At 72.7% G+C, this 19,497-nt stretch carries 10 protein-coding genes; 4 read left to right on the top strand and 6 right to left on the bottom strand.

The annotated features are described in order from the left end of the window. Positions 1-138 precede the first annotated feature (138 nt). Positions 139-7,104, bottom strand: a complete 6,966-nt coding sequence (locus tag ACFYXS_RS08675; protein ID WP_389245349.1) for a glycoside hydrolase domain-containing protein — start codon at positions 7,102-7,104, stop codon at positions 139-141. Between the two features lie 954 nt (positions 7,105-8,058). Here ACFYXS_RS08675 and ACFYXS_RS08670 point away from each other — a divergent pair. Beyond that, positions 8,059-9,063 carry a LacI family DNA-binding transcriptional regulator gene (locus ACFYXS_RS08670; protein ID WP_389245347.1) on the top strand — a complete coding sequence of 335 codons (1,005 nt, stop codon included), beginning with the start codon at positions 8,059-8,061 and terminating at the stop codon, positions 9,061-9,063. An 11-nt stretch (positions 9,064-9,074) separates the two neighbouring features. On the opposite strand, the gene ACFYXS_RS08665 is transcribed toward ACFYXS_RS08670, so the two are convergent. Together ACFYXS_RS08665 and ACFYXS_RS08660 are read right to left on the bottom strand one after the other, a co-directional pair. Next, positions 9,075-9,845 carry a hypothetical protein gene (locus ACFYXS_RS08665; protein WP_389245345.1) on the bottom strand — a complete coding sequence of 257 codons (771 nt, stop codon included), beginning with the start codon at positions 9,843-9,845 and terminating at the stop codon, positions 9,075-9,077. Between the two features lie 99 nt (positions 9,846-9,944). Continuing rightward, positions 9,945-11,039, bottom strand: coding sequence for an ABC transporter permease (locus ACFYXS_RS08660; RefSeq protein WP_389245343.1), 1,095 nt, complete (start codon positions 11,037-11,039; stop codon positions 9,945-9,947). 70 nt (positions 11,040-11,109) lie between these two features. Between ACFYXS_RS08660 and ACFYXS_RS08655 the strand changes: the two genes are divergently transcribed. After that, positions 11,110-11,559 carry a MarR family winged helix-turn-helix transcriptional regulator gene (locus ACFYXS_RS08655; RefSeq protein WP_389245341.1) on the top strand — a complete coding sequence of 150 codons (450 nt, stop codon included), beginning with the start codon at positions 11,110-11,112 and terminating at the stop codon, positions 11,557-11,559. Positions 11,560-11,697: 138 nt separating this feature from the next. Beyond that, complete coding sequence (locus tag ACFYXS_RS08650; RefSeq protein WP_389245339.1) at positions 11,698-14,142, top strand: SpoIIE family protein phosphatase; 2,445 nt, start codon at positions 11,698-11,700, stop codon at positions 14,140-14,142. 82 nt (positions 14,143-14,224) lie between these two features. Here ACFYXS_RS08650 and ACFYXS_RS08645 read toward each other — a convergent pair whose 3' ends face one another. The 3 genes from ACFYXS_RS08645 to ACFYXS_RS08635 all read right to left on the bottom strand — a co-directional run bounded on the left by ACFYXS_RS08645 (position 14,225) and on the right by ACFYXS_RS08635 (position 18,027). After that, positions 14,225-14,923, bottom strand: a complete 699-nt coding sequence (locus ACFYXS_RS08645) for an anti-sigma factor family protein (RefSeq protein WP_389245337.1) — start codon at positions 14,921-14,923, stop codon at positions 14,225-14,227. Further along, positions 14,920-15,477 (bottom strand): sigma-70 family RNA polymerase sigma factor, encoded by a 558-nt coding sequence (locus tag ACFYXS_RS08640; protein ID WP_389245335.1) that lies wholly within the window; start codon positions 15,475-15,477, stop codon positions 14,920-14,922. The genes ACFYXS_RS08645 and ACFYXS_RS08640 overlap by 4 nt, the downstream gene beginning before the upstream one ends. Positions 15,478-15,717: 240 nt before the next feature. Beyond that, positions 15,718-18,027 (bottom strand): SpoIIE family protein phosphatase, encoded by a 2,310-nt coding sequence (locus ACFYXS_RS08635; protein WP_389245333.1) that lies wholly within the window; start codon positions 18,025-18,027, stop codon positions 15,718-15,720. Positions 18,028-18,428: 401 nt separating this feature from the next. On the opposite strand from ACFYXS_RS08635, the gene ACFYXS_RS08630 reads away from it, so the two are divergent. After that, complete coding sequence (locus tag ACFYXS_RS08630) at positions 18,429-19,496, top strand: nitrous oxide reductase family maturation protein NosD (RefSeq protein ID WP_389245331.1); 1,068 nt, start codon at positions 18,429-18,431, stop codon at positions 19,494-19,496. The last annotated feature ends 1 nt before the right edge of the window (position 19,497 follow it).

Below are 19,497 nucleotides of genomic sequence, written 5' to 3'. Positions count from 1 at the left end.
CGACCGCACCACCACATGCCGACGGCCCCTCCGGGCGAACCGCGTGGTTCGTCCGGAGGGGCCGTCGGCATGTGGTGGTGCGCCCGCCGGGGCCGGCGGGGTCCGGCCGCACCCCGAGGGGCGCGGCCGGACCTGCGGTCACATCGTGTCCTGCGCCCCGGGGATCCACATCGGCTCGGCCCACTGCGTGGCCGGCGCCCAGGAACCCGCTCCGCCGAAGGGCCACTGGCCGGATCCTCCCGTCCCGTGGTCACCGCCGTCGTCGCCGTGGCCGCCGGCCGCGAACGGCCGGTGGTCGCGGTCGGTGGGCTGGAATCCGACCGTGTAGGTCCGGGTGACCGCGCCGTTGGCGGAGGTCACCTTGATCGTGCGGGTGGTGAACCGGTGCCCGCCCGAGAGGACCGCGCTGCCGTCGGTGACCTTCACCCGCGCGCCGGAGGCGGCAGGCGAGGCGGAGACGGACGGGATCCTCCGGTCCTTCGGCCAGTCGACGACGTACGTGGACACCGCCGGGTCGAACCCGTCGATCGCGACGCCCCCGACGGTGATCGCCTTGGCGTCGGCAACGCTGGCCTGGGTGGCGTCCGAGTGGTTCGTCACCGTGACCGAACCGTCGGTGTGGACGACCACCTTCGCCGCCATCGCCGCCGCCAGGTTGATCCGCTGCCAGCCGGCCCCGCCGTCACCGGTCAGGTCGAGCGGGTAGCCCGAGTCCGTCGCGGTCTGCTCGATGATCTGGGTGCGCTGCTCGGCGGTGAGGTCCGGGAAGGCCGTGATCAGCAGCGCCGCCGCGTCCGACGGTGCCTTGAGGCTCTGCCCGGCCTTGCCCACCCGGGAGAACCCGTAGCTCAGGCGCTGGGTGTACAGGTCGACGTCCTGCGCCGGGCTCAGTCCGGCGTAGGGGTCGCCCGCGCAGGCCGCGAGCGTGTCGCCGTACCCCTGCTCCTCGCAGGCGGCGAGCAGCACGTTCTCCATCTCGGTGTGGGCCTGCATCAGCAGGTCCGCGAACTCGGGGTCCGCCCATCGGTGGGCCACGGTGGCCTGTCCGGAGATGCGGCCGCCCATGACGTCGAGCGGGTAGTGGAACCCGAGGACGATGCGGTTGTTCCCGTACTCCGAGGTGCGCGCCAGGATCGACGGGGCCAGCTCCGGCAGGAGCGTGGCCAGGACGGTCCCCGCCTCGTAGCCGCCGTAGGTGTGGCCGCTCGGGTACGAGCCGCTGGTGGTGAGGCTGCCGTACGAGCCGTCCTGCGACTCGTAGATGTCCCCGCCGTCACCGACGAACCCGAGCCGCACGTATGGGCGCAGGTAGCCGTAGTGGTTCTTCGCCGCGTCGACCTTGTCCAGGCCCTGCGTGACGCGGCCGAACAGCGCGCCGGTCTTGGGCAGCCGGCCCCCGTTCAGGGCGTCGAGGTAGATCTGGCCGAGCCGGGACCCGAGGCCGTCGGCCATGGTCACGGTGGAGCTGTTCGTCGCGTCGACCTCGGCCCGGTCCACCTCCTTCTGCGTCGCCGCGTTGTTGATGCCCACGGCGATCCGGTCGTTCTCCGCGGTGGGCGGAGTACCGCCCGGCACCTTGGTGTTGGCTGCGAGGACGCCGGTACCGAGGTCGTCGATGCCGTTGAGGAGCCCGTAGAAGTAGTCGGTCCCGTCACCGGTGCCCGGCCACGTGTCCGACGCGTAGCTCGCCTTCAGCGTCTCGTCCGGGAAGGGGGACGGCTCGTACGCCGGGTCGGAGGCGTCCGCCGGGACGGCCGCCGCGGGGTCGTCCGAGGTTCCGGCCAGGGTCACCGCGGTGACGGTGGCCGTGTGCGCCTTCGCCTTGCCCGAGGTGGTGAGCAGTGCCGTGTCCGCCGTGGCGGGGAGGTGAACGGTGGTTCCGTCGCCGAGGGCCACGGTGTAGCCGATGATCGGGAATCCGCCGTCGCCCGCCGCCCGCCAGGTCACGCGGACCTGCTTGCCGTCGGTGAACACACCCGTCACGGCGGGCGTCTGCGGCTTGCCGCCGCCGGTGACCACGGGTGCCGTGGCGGCGCTCGGGCGTGAGGCGCCGAACGTGTTCACCGCCTGGACGCGTGCCGTGTACGACCGGCCGGACCGCAGCCAGGTGAACGTCGTGCTCCGGCTGCCGGGATCGGCGATCTCGACCTGGTGGCCGTCGCTGAGGGTGATCTCGTAGCCGGTGACCGGGGAGCCGCCGTCGTCCTTCGGCGCGGACCAGGAGACGGTCACGCTGGAGCCGGACGGGGTCGCCGACACGGCGTCAGGCGCGGCGGGCACCGTCCTGGGCTTCGTGGTGAGCGCGGACATGGCGTGGTCGAGTGCCCTGTACCGGGTGGTGAGGGTCCCGTCCGCGGCCGTGTCGTCCGCGACCGCGGTCCTCGCCGCGGCCCGTGCCTCGGTGAAGGCCTTCCACGACGCGTCCGTGTAGCGGGTGTTGTCGAGGGCCGACGCGGTCGCGACCAGGGCCTCCAGCTCCAGCCTCGGCAGCGGGACCAGCTGGTTCGCGGCGAGGGTGAGGCTGCGGGTCTGCCCGTCGACCTCGAGCTGCGTCGCGTCGTCGGCGTCGGCCAGGGCGCCTGCCGCGGCGAGTTCGCGCAGGAACACACCGAAGTCGATCGTGTCGTAGCGCTCCGCGTCGCCGGAGAGCCCCTCGAACTGGTCGATCGCCTTCAGCAGGGCGGTCTTGTCCGTGACGGCGGGTGTGTCGACGTGGTCGAAGGTGATCCGGCCCAGGTTCGCGACGTACGGGTGCGAGGAGTCCGGGGTCGTGGTCAGCCGCAGGTAGACGGTGTGCGAGCCGGCGATCGCCTTGGGCAGCGTCAGGCTCGTGGTGCCGCCGGAGGACCAGGCGGACCCGGTGACCGGCAGCGGCACGGTCGCGTACGGCGTGCCGGGGTTGGCCGGGTCGAACGAGTCCAGGTAGAGCTGGGCGGCCGAACCGGTACCGCAGCGGGCCGAGTTGTTGACGTAGGTGAGGGTGACGGTGCTCTTCGGCGAGCTGCCGAAGTCGATGTCCCCGTAGTTCAGCCAGGCTCCGTTGTAGGTGCCGCCGAGGTCGGTGGCCGAGCCCGCCCCGGTCCAGCCGACCGGCTCGCTCTTGAGGCCGCCGCCGCTGTTGGCACGCCACGCGGTGGCGTCGAAGCCCACGGGGGCGTCGGCGGCGCGCGACAGGGTCAGCGAGTGGACGTTGGCCACGTAGGGCTGGCCGGACGTCTGCGTGCTGGAGACGAAGGCGGCGTACACGTCCTGGACGCCGGTGAAGACCTTCGGGTCGAGCTGCACGGTCGTGGTGGCGACGGTGCCCCAGCCCGATCCGGTGTACTCCAGCGGGATGGAGACGGTCTTCGGGCCGTCCTTCGAGCCGAGGTGCAGCTCGATGTGCGAGTCCGACGCCGCGCGCGACTGGGGCTTGTCATAGGTGACGGCGACGGAGTCGGCGCCGTCGCGGAGGTTCGTTCCCGTCCACTGCGCCCACGCGCCGTTCGTCACGTTCTCGAAGATGCCGCCGGTCAGCTTGAGCGGCAGCGAGCCGTCACCGGTCGCGGTGCTGTTCACCGCGGTCAGCGTGGCGAGGACGGTCGAGGGGGACGACGAGACCGGGTTCGGCGAGAACTGGTACCAGTCGAAGTTCGACACCCACTGCTGACCGGACGGGGCGTGGAAGACGAACGTCGCGCTCTTCGCGGCCAGCAGGGCGTCCGGGTCGGTGACGGTCGCCTGCACCGTGGTGTAGAACTGCCAGCCGCCGGTTCCCGGCAGCGAGGCGGTCGCCACGACCGGGCCGTCGGCGGCGCCGGCGTGGATGTCGACGCTGCTCGGCTTCGCGTTGGCCGGCTGCGAGTTCGCGTAGCGGACCGAGACGCTCCGCGGGGCGACCCCGCCGAAGTCCAGCTTGGAGTACCGCTCCCACGCGCCCTCGGTGACACCACCGAGGTCGCCGTCGGAGTAGTACGCCTCCTTCACCAGGCTGGGACCCTCCATCTGGTCGGGGGCCTCGGCCTGGAGGACCGCGTAGCCGCCCTCGTCGATGGTGAGCGTGTCGACGGCGGTCTGCAGCGCGTCGCGAGCGGCCATGATCGTGCCGGTCGCGGCGCCGGAGTCCGCGAGGACGGTCCGGGCGCGTTCGAGCGCCGAGCGGAACAGGGTCCAGGAGCCGTCGGAGTAGTTGGCGCTGCGCACCAGCGACGCCTGGCCGACCAGGTCGGCCAGGGCCTTGCGGTGCACCGCGGCGGCGGAGATCAGGAGCGGATCGGTCGCGGATATCCCGGTGCCGCTCACCGTCGAGGCCCGCACGCCGTGGGCGAAGGCCGCGTCGCGGAAGGCGATGCCGAAGCGCGCGTCGGTCTTCGTGGTGCCGTCGAGCGACAGCGTCGCCGTGCGGGAGCCGCTGACGCGCAGGTCCGCGGTGACCCCGTCCGGCAGGCCGGTCACGCTCGCCGTCCCGGCCTTGGTGAGGCTGGTGCCGTTGCGGGCGGCGAAGGACGCCGGTCCGTCCAGGGTGAGTTTCACGCTGTCGTCGACGGTGCCGTTCGCGTCGGTGTCGACGGTGCCCGGGCGGGCGGAGACGGTCGTGTCGCCCTTGTCGCCCCCGTTGCCGCCGTCACCCGTGTCGCCCGAGTCGGTGTTCAGCGAGTACGCGGGCTCGGTGTGGGCGCCCCACTGGGAGGGCTTGGAACCCATGGTGAAGTCCAGGGTTCCGCCGCCGATGATCTGCGAGTAGTCGAGCCACGTGTTGTCGAAGCGCTTGCCGTTCAGCTTCGCGCTCTGCACGTAGTAGTTGCTCGGCGAGACGCCGTCGGCGTTCACCGTGAACTTCGAGCCGTTGGCGTAGGTGATCGTCGTGGAGTCGAAGAACGGGCTGCCGATCTGGAACTGGCTGGAGCCGGCGGTCACCGGGAACAGGCCGAGCGCCGCGCCGACGAACATGGTCGACATGGTGCCCGCGTCGTTGTCCATGGTCGGCAGGAAGCCGTTCGGGGAGAGCTTGTAGACCTGGGTCCTGACCGGCGGGGTGAACTGGCCGCCGGAGCTGGGGGCCTCGTTCGTGGAGCCCGTCGCGATGTAGCGGTTCCAGGTGGTGCCGGTGTAGATGGAGCGCACCCACTTCTGCGTCAGGCTCGGCTCGCCGACGTAGTTGAAGAGGTACGGGGCCTGGAGGTCGATCTCGTTCGCGTTGGAGTGCAGCATGGTCGAGCCGTCATCGACGCTGGAGTCCTCGCCGAACATGTGCTCGACCGCGGCCCTGCCGGCCTTCGGGCCGCCCATGGCCTCGATGAGGCCGCCCATGTCGTAGGCGTCGTACCAGTGGTACTGCCACAGCGTGCCCTGGTAGAGACCGGCCGCCTCGAACTTCTCGTAGTCGGCGCTCTGCCAGTCGCCGCCCGCGGCGCGCGGGGTGAGCAGACCGACCTTGGTGCCGTCCGCCGCCGTCCAGGCGCCGGACTTCACGAGGTTGTCGATCGCCATCGTCGACTGGGTGCGCAGCTTCTTCGCGTCGTCCTTCTTGCCGAGCGCGTCGGCGATGACGGACAGCGCCCACTGGTCGTAGCCGCGCTGCACGGTCGTGCCGGGGTCACCGGCGACGTAGCCCTGCCGCAGCTGCGCACCGGTGTAGTAGCCGCTGTACGACAGCAGCGCCGGGTACGCCTCGTCGAGCCGGTCGAAGTTCTTGAAGCCCTTCGACAGCGCGTCGGCGACCAGCACGGCCGAGCGCTCCCAGCGCACGGTCGGGACCGAGTGGGTGAGGCTGCCGAGGCTCTTGCCGGAGGTGCGCGTGTCGGCGAAGAGCTCGACCAGCGACTGGATCATGTCCCGGTAGGTGGCCGGGTCGATGTACGCCTCGACGGAGTACTTGCGGAAGTCGTCCCAGGTGGACCAGCCGTCGTAGTACGTGAAGCCGTTCGCCTGGTGCACCGCTCCGTCCGCGCCGCGGTACGTGCCGCTGGTGCTGGTGGCGTTCACCGGCAGCGCGTACATGCGGTACAGGTGCGTGTAGAACTCCTTGGTGAGCGTCGACCCGGGGTCGGACTTCGCCGAGGAGCGCACGGCGACGGCGCCGAGCGCGCTGTTCCACTCCGCCTTCGTCTTCGCGCGGGCCTGGTCGAAGGTGAGCAGGCCGACTTCGTTCTGCTGGTCGGTCGCGGCCTGTTCGGCGCTGATCGGCGACAGCGTGATGCGCAGTTCGACGTCGTTGCCCGCGGCCTTGTCGAACCCGAGGACGGCGCCGGTGTCGGACCCGTCCTGCGTGGTCGCGTCGCTCAGCTTGCCGTCGTTGCCCCAGCTCTTCAGGGAGGTGACGGGGACATTGGTGGTGGCGTCGTAGTACAGCTTGTACGAGGCGCCGTTGAACGATCCCGCGATGAGACCGCTGATCGACGTGGTCCCGTTCGGGAGCGTCGTCGCCCTCATCGTCGAGCGGGTGCGGCTGGTGAAGTTGTTCGCGAGGTCGAGGACGAGCTCGGGGTTCGACCCGGCGGGGAAGCTGTACCGCTGCAGCGCCGTGCGCGTCGTCGCGGTCATCTCGGCCTTGATGGTGCCGGGGTCCTGCGTCACCGACGAGCCGGTGCCGGAGATCGCCCCGAGGCCCGCCCGGTAGTAACCGGGCGTCGCGGTCTCGTCGTCGTGGCTGTACGGGTGGGCGTACGTGCCGGAGGCGGGCCGGCTGTCGTACTGCACGGAGGTCGGGACGACGAGCAGGTCGCCGCCGCCGCCCGAGCCGCCGACGCCGTCGAGGTTCGTCGCGGTGAAACCGGCGATGTGGTCCTCGTTGTAGTCGTACCCGGTGTGGTTGCGGTTCGGCGTGGTCAGCGGGTTGACCTTGGCCAGGCCGTGCGGCGCCTGCGCGCCGGGCATGTCGTTGCCGTCGTCACCGGCGGTCGACACGAACGGGTCGACGAGTTGTGTCCAGTCCGTGCCGGCGGACGTCCCGGAGGACGAGGTCGTGCCGGGCGCCGCGGCGGCCGCGCCGCCACCGGCCAGCGCGGCGAGGCCGAGCGCGCCGGTGAGGAACGCGGCGACCGTCGCGCGCAGGGGCGAACGACGCCCGCGGGCGGTTCCCCGAAGGACCGCGCGGGGCAAGGGGGGATGGGATCTGATGGGCACGTAACCTCTCCAGCGTCGCGATGCGCACGCTCGATCCGGCCTATCAGAAGACAACGTTGTCAACCCGAACACCGGGCGTGCAACCCAGAGCGAGACGGCAGTGGACATGCGGGATCGCCCCCGCCGTGTTCACGGCCGTCCGCCATCCCACACGGGGAATGCGTCCAGCGGGGAAATGGAATCCGTACAGCGTGTGCGTACCGGACACCGCGACGACGACGCGGCTCCGCCGGGCCGGGGCCGCCGAGCGCGGGTCGGGTCCGGTTCTCCCGGCGGGGGTCCCGGCCCCGTCGGCCGGGAACCTCGACCGACGGTCCGTCAGTGGAGAACCGGAGGGGCCGAGAACGCCCCCGGTCCGCCTCGGTCGGTCAGTCTTGGAGCAGGACGCGGCGAGGAGCTCGCCGGCGCCTTCTGGACGCTGGTCGGAATGCCTCCTGGAGCACATGGCGCTGGAGGAGAAGGAGCTCCCCTGGCCGCGAGGTTCGTCATCGCCACCGAATGGGCCGGACTCGGCAGGCACGCGATGGCTCGCTCCCCATGCGGGACCGCCACCCCGCCCCGCGTGGGGAGGAGCGGGGCGCCTCGGCAGTCGGTCCCCTCGTCCTCCCGTGCGTCAACGGCGCCGTTGGGTACCCGAGGACCCGGCGCCCAACGTGTGGACCGGCCCGGATGACGACAGCGAGGTCCCCCCACGGGACCGGGGACACGTCGCGGGGCCACCGGACGGATTGCCGCGCACCGGTGTTGGCGCACTGCGCGGCGGATCCGGGGCGCATGGACAGCGGCGGTCCCCCGGCGGCATGGTGATCCTCCTGGCGGCCCCGGGGCTCCGGGGAGACGGTGGCGCCGGCGCTCCGGCCCGGCCGGGCGGGGCCCGGCCTCGCGCCGGCGTACCCCGCGGGGGCATACTCGGCCCCTCGGGCATCGGCGCCCGTGGGCAGCGGGAGGTACGCGATGGTGTCGTCGTCGGGGACGGAGCCGCGGAGGATCACGATCCATGACGTCGCCCGGTCCGCCGGGGTGTCGCGGCAGACCGTGTCGCGGGCGCTGAACGACAAGGACGAGATCGACGGGCTGACCAAGCAGCGGGTGCTGGACGCCGCGCGCGAACTGGGCTACCGGCCGAGCCGGTTCGCACGGGGGCTGGTGCGGCAGGACACGACGACCATCGGCCTGGTGATCCCGGACCTGCTCAACCCGTTCTTCACCGAGGTCGCCGCCGCCGCACTGGAGGCGGCACGCGCCCGCGGCTGGCACGTCGTCGTGTACGACACCGGCGACCGCGCCGCGGAGGAAGCGGGCACGCTGCAGGTGATCTGCTCGCAAGTGGACGCGGTCGTGGGGTACTTCAACAGCCCGGAGAACGAGCTCGAACACTTCACCCGGGGCATGCCGGTAGTGCTCATCGGCCGTGAGCACCACACGGCGCGGTTCAGCTCGATCCGGGTCGACGGCGAGGCCGGGTTCCACGCCGCGGTCGCGCACCTGGTGGGCCGGGGGCACGTGCGCATCGGCATGCTGGACCACGACGGCCGCGCCGAACCCAGCGTCCGCAGGGCGTGGTTCGCGGCGGCCGCCGCGGCCCACGGGCTCGGTACGGACGCGGTGATCGGCTCCGCCCAGTCCGCCGAGGGCGGCGCCGCGGCGCTGCGGACGCTGCTCGGCCGCCACCCCGATGTCACGGCGGTCCTCACCTTCAACGACATCATCGCCATGGGCGCCCTGCGCGAGGCGCGCCGCTCGGGCCGTGACGTCCCGGGCGACTTCGCCGTGATCGGCTTCGACGGCCTTCAGCTCGGCACGCTCGTCGAGCCCGCGCTGTCCAGCGTCGCCCTGGACACCCGGCGGCTGGGCTCGCTCGCCATCGACCAGGCGGCCCGCCTGCTGTCCGGGAGTGAGCCGCTGGACGCCGAGGAGCTCGTCGTCCGGGCCGAGTTGCTGCTGCGCGACTCCGCCTGACGGGAGACGCTTCAGACCACCGCCCACACCCCGGCGCCGATGACCGCGGCGATGTAGACGGCGGTCGCCAGCAGGACCAGCCGGATCCGCGTCGCCTCGCTCCACCGCGTCCTCGACAGCAGCCAGGCCAGCGCGGGCAGGACGAGCACGGCGTGCAGGCTCACCGCGTGCAGGGGCTTGAGCGGGGCCGTGGAGTGGTAGGCGGCCTCCTGGTGGCCGGTGCGGGTGAGGTACACACCGCGGGCGATCATGGCGGCGCCGGAGGCCAGGCCGACGAGCAGGATGGCGAAGCCGGAGCGCAGGGCCAGGGCCATGCCCGCGGGCCCGGTGGGACGATGGCGGAAGGCCGCCGCGGCGAAGGCGCCCAGCACGACCACCAGGACACCGCCGCCCACCGCCAGCGTCATGGAGACCGCGGTGTCGAAGCCGGTCTCCATGTTGAGGTGCGAGGGCACCCGCCGCCACGCCTGCAGCGTGATGCCCCCGGTCTCGACGACGCAGTCGGCCGCGAACACCGCGAGCAGGACGGCCCGCCGGCGCTCCCCGACCCGCAGGTACGAGGTGACCCAGGCGACCGCGATCAGGGTCAGCCCGAAGGAGACGCCGAAGGTGACGGGCTTGCGCCAGGACACCGGGCCGTCCCAGGGACCGCCGTCGACGGCGAGGACCGCCAGGTGGAACAGGCCCGACGCGACCAGGAGCGCGCCGGTCGCGTAGGACGCGCGCTCGGCCGGACGGAAGGTGCGCGGCGCCTGCCGCGGGCTGAGGGTGGTGGTCGCCATGGCCCCCAGCCTGCCGGGGGCGACGCGGCCGGTCGTCCTCCGCCCGGAGGCCGGCCGCGTACGCCCCCGGGAGCAGTCCGGACGGCGGCGCCGCGAAGGTCAGCGGTGCGCCGCGTGCGCGATTCCCGTGGAGGCCGCCACGCGGTCGAGCAGGTACACCGCCCCGACGCAGACGGCGATCCACGCCGAGAGGATGATGACGCCGCGGGTGAGGCCGTCGTGGTGGAAGTAGGCGAGCCCGTCGAGCGCGCGGACGCCGACACCCGCCGGCATGACCGAGGCGAGGGGCTCCAGCCAGCCGGGGAGGAAGTCCGGCGGGAGGACACCGCCGCTGGTGGCGTTGCCCATGACGAGCATGAAGATCGACCCGAGGAGGACGCCGATCGGGCCGAAGGTTCTGATCAGCATGATGGTGGCCGCGGCGACGGCGCCGGCCATGAGCGTGATGATGCCCATGATGCCGAGGAAGGAGCCCGGTATCGCGCCGAAGGCGGTGCAGGCGATCAGCGCGGTCGCCAGGCCGCCGATGACGGCGAAGAGCGTGAGGCTGAGCACGCGCTGGCCGAACGAGAGTCTCGGCGCCACCTGGTAGGTCACCTGCCCGAACAGGAATCCGGCCAGGACCAGGCCGAACGAGGCGTAGAAGACCGACAGCCCCCTGCTGTCGCCGTCCGAGAGCGGAAGGATGTCGACCACCGGGATCTTGTGCCCGTCGCCGTGCGGCACCGCCGCCAGCGGCGCGACCAGGGCGGAGACCGCCGGGCCGTTGGCCCCGGCGTAGACGATCCTGGGCTTGCCGCCGTCGGAGAGGTAGGCCGCGTAGGCCTGGCGGTGTTCGACGGCCTGCCGGGCGGAGGTCTCGTCGGGGTACCGGTCGATCTGGAACGCCTCGGGCGCCAGGCGCTGCAGCCGTACGTCGAACAGGGCCGCCGAGCTGTCGGAGGCGGCGACCGCGACGGGCAGCCGGTGCGCCGTGGGGGTGTGGAAGGCGGCGAGGAAGACGCTGACGAAGGCGAGGCCGATGATCAGCACCGTGAAGACGGGCTTGACCACCGCCTGCGTTCCCGTCATCCCCGGCCGGTCGGGCGGGGCGTCGGTCTGCGGTCCGGGCACATGGCGGTGCCGATGGCGCTCTGGCAGGGGATGCCCCTCCTCCAGGGGGTGAGCATCACGCATGTATACGGTGTCGGACACGGTGGCCGTCCTCCTGGCAATGTAAGCTGACTTATATAAGCTAACAGACAATACGGAAAGGTGACTCGTCATGCCCGTCGGCAACCCAGGCGACCGCTTGGGCTACCTCGTCTGGCAGCTCTCCCAGGCGTACATCCAGCGGCTGGAGCATGCGCTGCGGCCCCTCGGGCTGACCCAGACGCAGTACAGCGCCCTGATGCGGCTGACGCTGGACGGTGCCCTGTCGGGCGCCGAACTGGCACGTCGCTGCGGAGTCACCGCCCAGTCCATGGGCACCGCGCTGCAGGGACTGGCCGACCGCGAACTGGTCGAGCGGCACGCGCACCCGACGCACGGCCGGATCATCGAGATCCGGGTCACCGCCGCCGGCGCCCTGCTCGCCGAGCAGGGCGAGCAGGCGCTCCTGCCGTGCGAGGAGGAGGCCCTGGCGCCCTTCGAGGACCGTGAGAAGGTGCGGCTCAAGGCCGATCTGCGCCGCATGCTGAGGACACTGAGCCCGCACGCGCTGCCGCCCGAGTGACCCCCGGGCGACGGCGCTCCCGCGCCGTGGGGACCGAGGTGCGCTTCCCTCGGCCGGGGAGCACGCTGGTGGGGTGACCCACATGGCGGCGCGGCTCACGGGAGGGACGGCGCGCCGCACCGCGGCAAGGGTGGCCCGATGACCGCAACCGCTGGGACCGATCGCCACGGCACCGGCGAACTGGACCGGGTCATGAGCCACGCCGTGGTGGACGCGATCAAGGCGTTCGGCGGCTACGGCGGCGGGGTCTACCTGCGCTCGCCCAACCGCCACGGGCTGCGGCTCGCGGTGCTGGCCGGGGTGCCCCGCACGCTGGTCCGGCACTGGTGGGACCTGCGCTTGCAGTACCCGTTCCCGCCCGCCGAGGCGTTCGCGACCGGGCACAGCATCTACCTGCCGGACGCCGAGGAGACGATGCGGCGCTTCCCGCGCATGGCGGTCGTGCTGCCCTACTCCTTCGCCTCCTTCTTCGTCCCCGTGACGGACGGCGGCGAGCGGTACGGAGTGCTGCTGGTGCTGCGCGCCTCCGCCTCGGGACGCCCCATGACGGCGACGGAACGGCGCCGCATCCGCGTCGTCGCCGACCGGCTGGGCGCCGGGCTGGGAGCGCTCGCCGCCCGCGGGACGCCGGTGGAGTGGGTGGGCGATCCGGCCATGACCCGGCTGCCCGCCGCCTCGGCGTCACCGGTGCGGATCGGGCACTTCGACTGGGAACTGGACAGCGGGGCCTTCGACGCGGACGAGGAGATGTGCGCCGTCCTCGGCACCGACACGGGCGCCTTCGGGGGCACCGTCGCCGCCGTGGCCGCCCATGTGGTGCCGGGCGACGTCGCCGACCTGGTGGCGGCGGCGCGCGAGGCCGCCGGGACGGGCGGGCTGGTGCGCCACCGGCTGCGGGTGCTGGACCCCGAAGGGACGCCGCGCACCGTGGAGTTGTGGGGACGCTGCCCCGCCAGGCCGGACGGCGGCGGCCCGCGGCTGGTGGGCACGGTGGTCGACCTGGAGGTCGGCGCGGTGGCGGCCGAGGCCGCGGACCGGCTGCCGGAGGGCGTGCTCTCGCTCGACCGCCAGGGCCGGATCACCTACGTCAACCGCAGCGCGGAGGCCCTGCTGGCCCGCCCGCGGGCCGAACTGCTGGGCCGCAGACCCTGGGAGGCGCTGTCCTGGCTGGACGACCCGGCGTACGAGGACCGCTACCGCGCGGCGATGCTCTCCCAGCAGCCGGTGCCGTTCGTGGCGGCCCGCACCCCGGACCAGTGGCTGGCGTTCTCGCTCCACCCGGACACCTACGGCGTGACGGCGAGGATCGTCCCGGCCGAACCGGCTCCCGACGCGGGCGACCCCATCCTGCCCGAGATCGCGCAGCCGACCCGGTCGCCGTCGCGGACGGCGCAGGGTCCGGTCGTCCTGGCGGTGGCCCTCGCGGACGCCGTCACCGTCGGCCAGGTGGCGCGGGTCGTGGCCGACCAGGTGCTGCCGATGTTCAAGGGTGCGGAGCTGGCGATCTACGTCGTCCGGGCGCGGCACCTGACGCTGGCGTGGGAGACCGGCTATCCGCGCGGCTTCCTCCAGCAGTTCGGGGACGTGTCGCTGAGCGCGCGGCTGCCGGGCGTGGACGCCTTCACCACCGGGCGGCCCATCTTCTTCGAGTCGGCGGGCCATCTCGCCTCCGCCTACCCGGGGATACCGCTGGACGGGCGCGGCGCCTGGGCGTTCCTGCCGCTGGTCGCGTCGGGGCGGCCGGTGGGCTCGTGCATCCTGGGCTTCGAGCACTCGCGCCGCTTCGGCGCGGAGGAACGCGCCGTGCTCACCGCGATGAGCGGCCTGATCGCCCAGGCCCTGGAGCGGGCCCGGCTGTACGACACGGTGTCGGCGCTGGCACGCGGACTCCAGGACGCGCTGATGCCCCATCAACTGCCCTCGATCGGCGAGCTGGAGACGGTCGGGCGGTATCTGCCCGGCACCCAGGACATGGACATTGGCGGCGACTGGTACGACGTCATCGAGACCGACCGCGGCGTGGCCCTGGTGATCGGCGACGTCCAGGGCCACAGCGTGGCCGCCGCGGCGACCATGGGCGAAGTGCGCAGCTCGGTAAGGGCGTTCGCGACCGGCGGGCAGCCCCCGCAGGACGTGCTCGCGCTGACCAACCGGCTGCTCATCGACCTCGATCCGGGCCTCTTCGCGACCTGCTGCTTCGTGGAGCTCGACCCCCGCACGGGCACGGCGAAGGCGGTACGGGCCGGCCACCCGCCGCCGCTGCTGCGCCACCCCGGCGGGCGCACCGAGGTCCTCGACCTCCCCGGCGGCGTACCCCTCGGGGTGGACGACCGGGCCTCCTACCCGGTCACCGCGCTGCGGATGCCGGCCGGTTCGGTGCTCGCGCTCTACACCGACGGCCTCGTCGAGCAGCCCGAGACCGACATCGACACCGGCATCGAGCGGCTGCGCCGCGTGCTCGCGGCACGCCCCGGCGCCGCGCCCCTGGAGGAGACTGCGGAACGGCTCATCCAGGAGGCCGGCCGGCGCCTCGCCCGCCCCGACGACATCGCGCTCCTCCTCGCCGCCCGCGCCTTCCGCTGACGGGCTCGGCGGGCGGGAGCACGGCAGGCGGGGGCGCGGCACCGGCCGCCACGGCGGTACCGCGCTCCCTCCCCCGCCGGGGTCAGACCCTGGCGGTCACGTACTCCTTGCCGGCGGCGTTCTCGACGACGACCTCGGAGATGTCGTCCGAGGCCACCGCCGCCGAACCGTCGAGACTCACACCGTGCTTCTCGCCGGCCTCGGGGACCACCCAGCTGCCGGCGACCTCCCGGTGACCGTCCTTGTCGACCACCACCAGCCGGCAGCGCTCCCCCGCCGGGATGCCGCTGACCGACGCGTCGAGCCGGACCCAGGCACTGGCCGGGGTCACCTTCACGGTCATCCGGGCGTCGGTGGCCGGGTCGGTGGCCGAGACGACCTTGACACCGGGTTGCCCGGTGGCCACCGGGGGCCTTGCCACGTCCGACGTCCCGGCGTTCTGCCCGATCACCACACCGCCGAGGATCAGGACCGCCGCGGCGGCCGCCGCCGCCGCACCGGCGGCCGTCCATCGTCGGCGCTGCACCCCCGTGCGCTCGGAGCGCAACTGCCGCAACGTCCGCTGCAGCAGCAGGTCACCGTCGTCCGGCGGACCGTCGAGGAAGGCCTCCGGCGGGACTTCACCGAGCGCCCGCTCCATCTCGCGGAGCTCGTCGACTTCGGCCTGGCAGCGGTCACAGGCGGCGATGTGCTCCTCTACGGCACGCACCTCCTCGTCGTCGAGCGCACCGAGGACGTAAGCGGTGAGCGTCCCGCTGTCGTGCTCGTGTTCCGTGCTCATGCCGCCACCTCCCGCAGCGCGACCGGCTTCTTGGTGTAGAACTCCCGCAGCGCCTTGAGGGCGTAGTGGGACCGGGACTTGACCGTTCCCGGCGGTATCCCGAGGGTCTCCGCCGCCTCGGCGACGGTCTGCCCCCGGAAGTAGATCTGGTACAGCACGTCCCGGTGGTCGGGCGAGAGCCGGTCGAGGGCCTCCATCACGACCATGGAGTCGACCACGGCCTCGGCGTGGTCGCGCTCGACCGGCGGCGTGGCCGGTGACTCGGCCACCTCCTGCGGCCGGGCGGCCTTCGCACGGAACCGGTCCGTGATGATGTTGCGGGCCACCGTCAGCAGCCAACCACGCACCGAACCCTTGCCGTTGACCAGCGCGTCCGGGTGCCGCCACGCGCGGATCAGGGTCTCCTGGACGACGTCCTCGGCCGCGGCGCGATCGCCGGTGAGCCGGGTCGCATACGCGAGCAGGGCTTTGCCGTGTTCCTCGTAGAGCGCCCGTATGAGCGCCTCGTCACTCGTGCCCTTGCTCTGACGAGTGCGCGACCACAATGCCGCCATCCACTCACTCCGTCCTCTCCCGATCCGTGTCGCAGATCCCTCACGGCGGACACGGGGTGGGGTGGGAACGGGTTCACGTGACCCCCACCACATCGGGCGCGGGGCGCGCGCTGGTACCGGATTGTTCTTTTTCCCGCCCTCCCCCCCCAGCCTTCGGCCGGGGGTGCCCCCACCGTGTGTTGGCGTCCGATCCCGGGTGGGAGGGGTGAGATGGCGGTCCGCCGGCAGCGCCGGCTCGGGTCACTCGACCGGGGTGAGCTGTTGTTCCGCCCAGATGATCTTGCCGTCGGGGACGTGGCGGCTGCCCCAGCGGGAGGACAGCTGCGCGACGAGGAACAGCCCACGGCCGCCCTCGTCGTAGCTGCGGGCGCGCCGCAGGTGCGGGGCGGCGTCGCTGCCGTCGGTGACCTCGCAGATCAGCGACCGGTCCCGGATGAGCCGCAGGCGGATGGGCGCCTTCCCGTAGCGCACCGCATTGGTGACCAGCTCGCTGACGATCAGTTCGGTGGTGAACGACCGGTCCCGCAGGCCCCAGGTGCCGAGCCGCTCCGTCACCATGGCGCGTACCGCGGCCACCGCCGAGGCGTCGGCCGGGACCTCCCACTGGGCGAGGTCGGCCCGGTCCAGCACCCGCGGCCGGGCCACCAGCAGCGCCGCGTCGTCGCCGCGCCGGGGGAGCATCGCGGCGAGGACGTCGTCGCACACCGCGGCGGGCGAGGAGCCGGCGGCGCCGACCAGGCACTCCCGCAGCCGCGCGATCCCGGCGCCGAGGTCACGGTCCCGGGACTCCACCACCCCGTCGGTGAACAGGACGAGCAGGCTGCCCTCGGGGAGCTCCACCTCGGTCGACTCGAAGGGCAGCCCGCCCAGCCCCAGTGGCGGCCCCTCCGGCACCTCCAGCAAGTCGCTCGTCCCGTCCGGCAGCACCAGCAGCGGCGCCACGTGCGCCGCACGCGCCACACAGCACCGGCGCGACACCGGGTCGTACACCGCGTACAGCACCGATGCCCCGACCTCCGGATCGGAGGCGACGGCGGCCCTCTCGTGGTCCAGCCTGTTCACGATGTCGTCCAGGGACGTCAGCAGCTCCTCCGGCGGGAGGTCGACATCGGCGAGCGTGCGCACGACGGAACGCAGCCGGCCCATGGTCGCGGCCGCCTCCACCCCGTGCCCGACCACGTCGCCGATGACCAGGGCCACCCGCGCGCCGGACAGCGGGATCACGTCGAACCAGTCGCCGCCCACCCCGGCCGCGAGGTCGGCGGGCCGGTAGCCGTAGGCGGCGTCCACCGCGCTCTGCGCGGGCGGCTCCCGGGGGAGCAGGCTCTGCTGGAGCAGGAGCGCCGTGCTGTGCTCCCGTTCGTAGTGGCGCGCGTTGTCGATGCACACGGCGGTGGTCTCGGCCAGTTCCTCGACGAGCAGCAGGTCGTCGGCGTCGAAGGGCAGTTCGCGGCGGAGGAAGGTGACGACGCCGAGCGTGATGCCGCGCGCGGTCAGCGGCGCGGAGATCGCCCCGCCCTCGCCCCGGCCCGGTTCCCAACCGGGCCGGCCGACCGCGGGGTGCGGCAGATCGACGCGCACGGCCCGGCGTTCCCACAACGCCCGTCCGGGTAGCGACTGCCGGTCCACGGCCTGCCAGTCCCTGCAGCCGGGACCCGGCGCCGCCGGGCCGTGCTCGCCGCTCACCGCGACCAGCCGCACCTCCACCGGGCCGCGCACACCCGCCCGTTCCGTGCCCAGGGTCTCCGGGAGCAGGTGCACCAGGGCGACGTCCGCCAGGTCCGGTACCGACAGGTCGGTGAGTTCGCGCGCGGTCCGCTCGACGTCCAGGGAGAGCCCGATGGTGCGGCGCGCCTCGTCCAGCAGGCTGAGCCGCCGGCGGGCCCAGAACTCAGCGGAGTTGTTGCGGGCCATCGTGCACAGTGCGATCACCGCATCGTGCCGGTCGCGGACCGGGTCGATGTGGATCGCCCACTCGTGGGGCCGGTTCTCGCCGGGCACCTTCTCGTACGTGAGGACGGAGCGTGCCGTCCCCGTGTCCCGCACCTGGCGCATGGACTCCTCCAGCGCGTGGTGCTGACTGTCGGGCGCGAAGATCTCGGTGGGCAGCCGCCCGAGCACCTCGTCGGCGCCCGCCTTGAACAGCGCGTACGAGTAGTCGTTCGCCCACAGCAGGCGCAGCTCCGCCGACCACAGGACGATGGCGGCGCTCGACTGCGTCCACGCCCCTTCGAGCAGGCCGACGTCCCGGCCCGTCGCGTCGCCGGAGGTCCCGTTCAGGAACCAGACCGTGGGGCCGCCGTCCACGACCGCCGGCTGCACCAGGACATTCGCCTCCACACGGTGTCCCGCCTTGTGCCGCAGCACCGCCCGGTCGTGCCGGGAGCGGCCCGGGGACGGGACGCGCGGCATGCCGTCGACCACGAAGTCGGTCACCGGCCGGCCCACCGCCTCACCCCGGTGGTACCCGAGGATGGCCTCGGCCTCGTCGCTCCATCCGTCCACCCGCCCCGCACCGTCGACCGACACGACCGCGACGGGGCACGTCACGGGTATCCCTCCGTGTACGCCGCCGAACTCCGCGATGCGTGTGTGCATGGCCGGAACCATCCCATGAAGGCGATTTTGTCGGTGATTGTACGGCGTAAAAGGTGCGAATGTGTTCGAGTCGGGTCGGCATCCACGACCACCGGCCCGGCTGGACCGGGAACGGCCGGCGCATGGGTCACCGTCTGTGGCCGCGGCCCACCGGAGCGGCACCACGACCGCCGGCGTCATGCCACTCGGCGGAATCCGATGTCACCCGAGGTGATCCCGTCGACCGCCCGCCACTCCGGGCCGCGAGCGCGGCGCCCTCTGATGGCCTGACGGAGTGGCAGGAGGTCATAACAACTCATAACGTACTTTTCCGGGTGGCTGCGGAGGCCGCCCGGAAGGCAGGTGCGGCAGTCATGACACTTCGTCGGACCCCCGCGGCCGCGGCCGTGGCCGCCACGGCCGCCGTCGTCGTGGGGCTGTGCAGCGCCCCCGGGGTCGAGGCCGCGGACGCCCCGCTCCTGGTGCGTCCCGGGGAGTCGATCCAGGCGGCGGTCGACCGCGCGAAGCCGGGCGACGTCATCGAGATCGCGCCCGGGACCTACCCGGGCAGCGTCAGCATCACCAAGCCCCGGCTGACTCTGCTGGGCGCGGGACGCGAGACGGTGATCACGCCCAGCGAGAAGGGCACCGAGAACGCCTGCGCCGCAGCCGGTCACGGCATCTGCGTCACCGGTACGGAGCAGAGCCCGCTGACCTATGTGCGGCTGCGGTCGCTGACCGTCTCCGGTTTCCGGAAGAACGGCGTCGACGCCACCTGGACCGACCGCATGGAGGTGAACCGGGTCACCGCGCGCGCCAACGGCCAGCAGGGCATCAGCCAGCAGCGGTCGGTGCGTGCCGTGTTCCGCGACAACGTCGCGGAGAACAACGGTGAGTCGGGGATCTTCCTGGCCAACGCGGTGGACGCCGAGGGCGGCGCGCTGGACACCAAGCACACCCTGATCGCCGACAACGAGCTGTCCGGCAACCGGATCGGCCTCGTGCTGCGCCGGGTGCGGACGGTGGACGTCGAGTACAACGACATCACCGCCAACTGCGGCGGCGTCTTCGTCGTCGGCGACGAGGGCGTGCCGCGGGCCGGGTCGCTCACCGTCTCCCGCAACCTGGTGGCGGCCAACAACAAGTTCTGCCCGGCCAACGCGCGCCTGCCGTTCATCCAGGGCGCCGGCATCGTGCTGACCGGCGCCGAGAAGACCCAGGTGACCCACAACAGGGTCGTGGAGAACATCGGCACCTCGCCGATGTCCGGCGGCATCGTGCTCTTCCGCAGCGTGGTGGGCGCCCCCAACACCGGCAACTCCGTACGTGACAACACCGCCATGGGCAACAGCCCCGCCGACCTGTCCGCCGACGACCAGAGCAAGGACAACGTGTTCAGCGGCAGCACCTGCCGCGTCTCCCAGCCGAAGGGCCTGTGCTGAC

The organism is Streptomyces sp. NPDC002574, assembly GCF_042889545.1.
Taxonomy (GTDB): domain Bacteria; phylum Actinomycetota; class Actinomycetes; order Streptomycetales; family Streptomycetaceae; genus Actinacidiphila.
The sequence above is the reverse complement of the archived record's forward strand: the minus strand, read 5'-3'. Positions and strand labels throughout refer to the sequence as shown.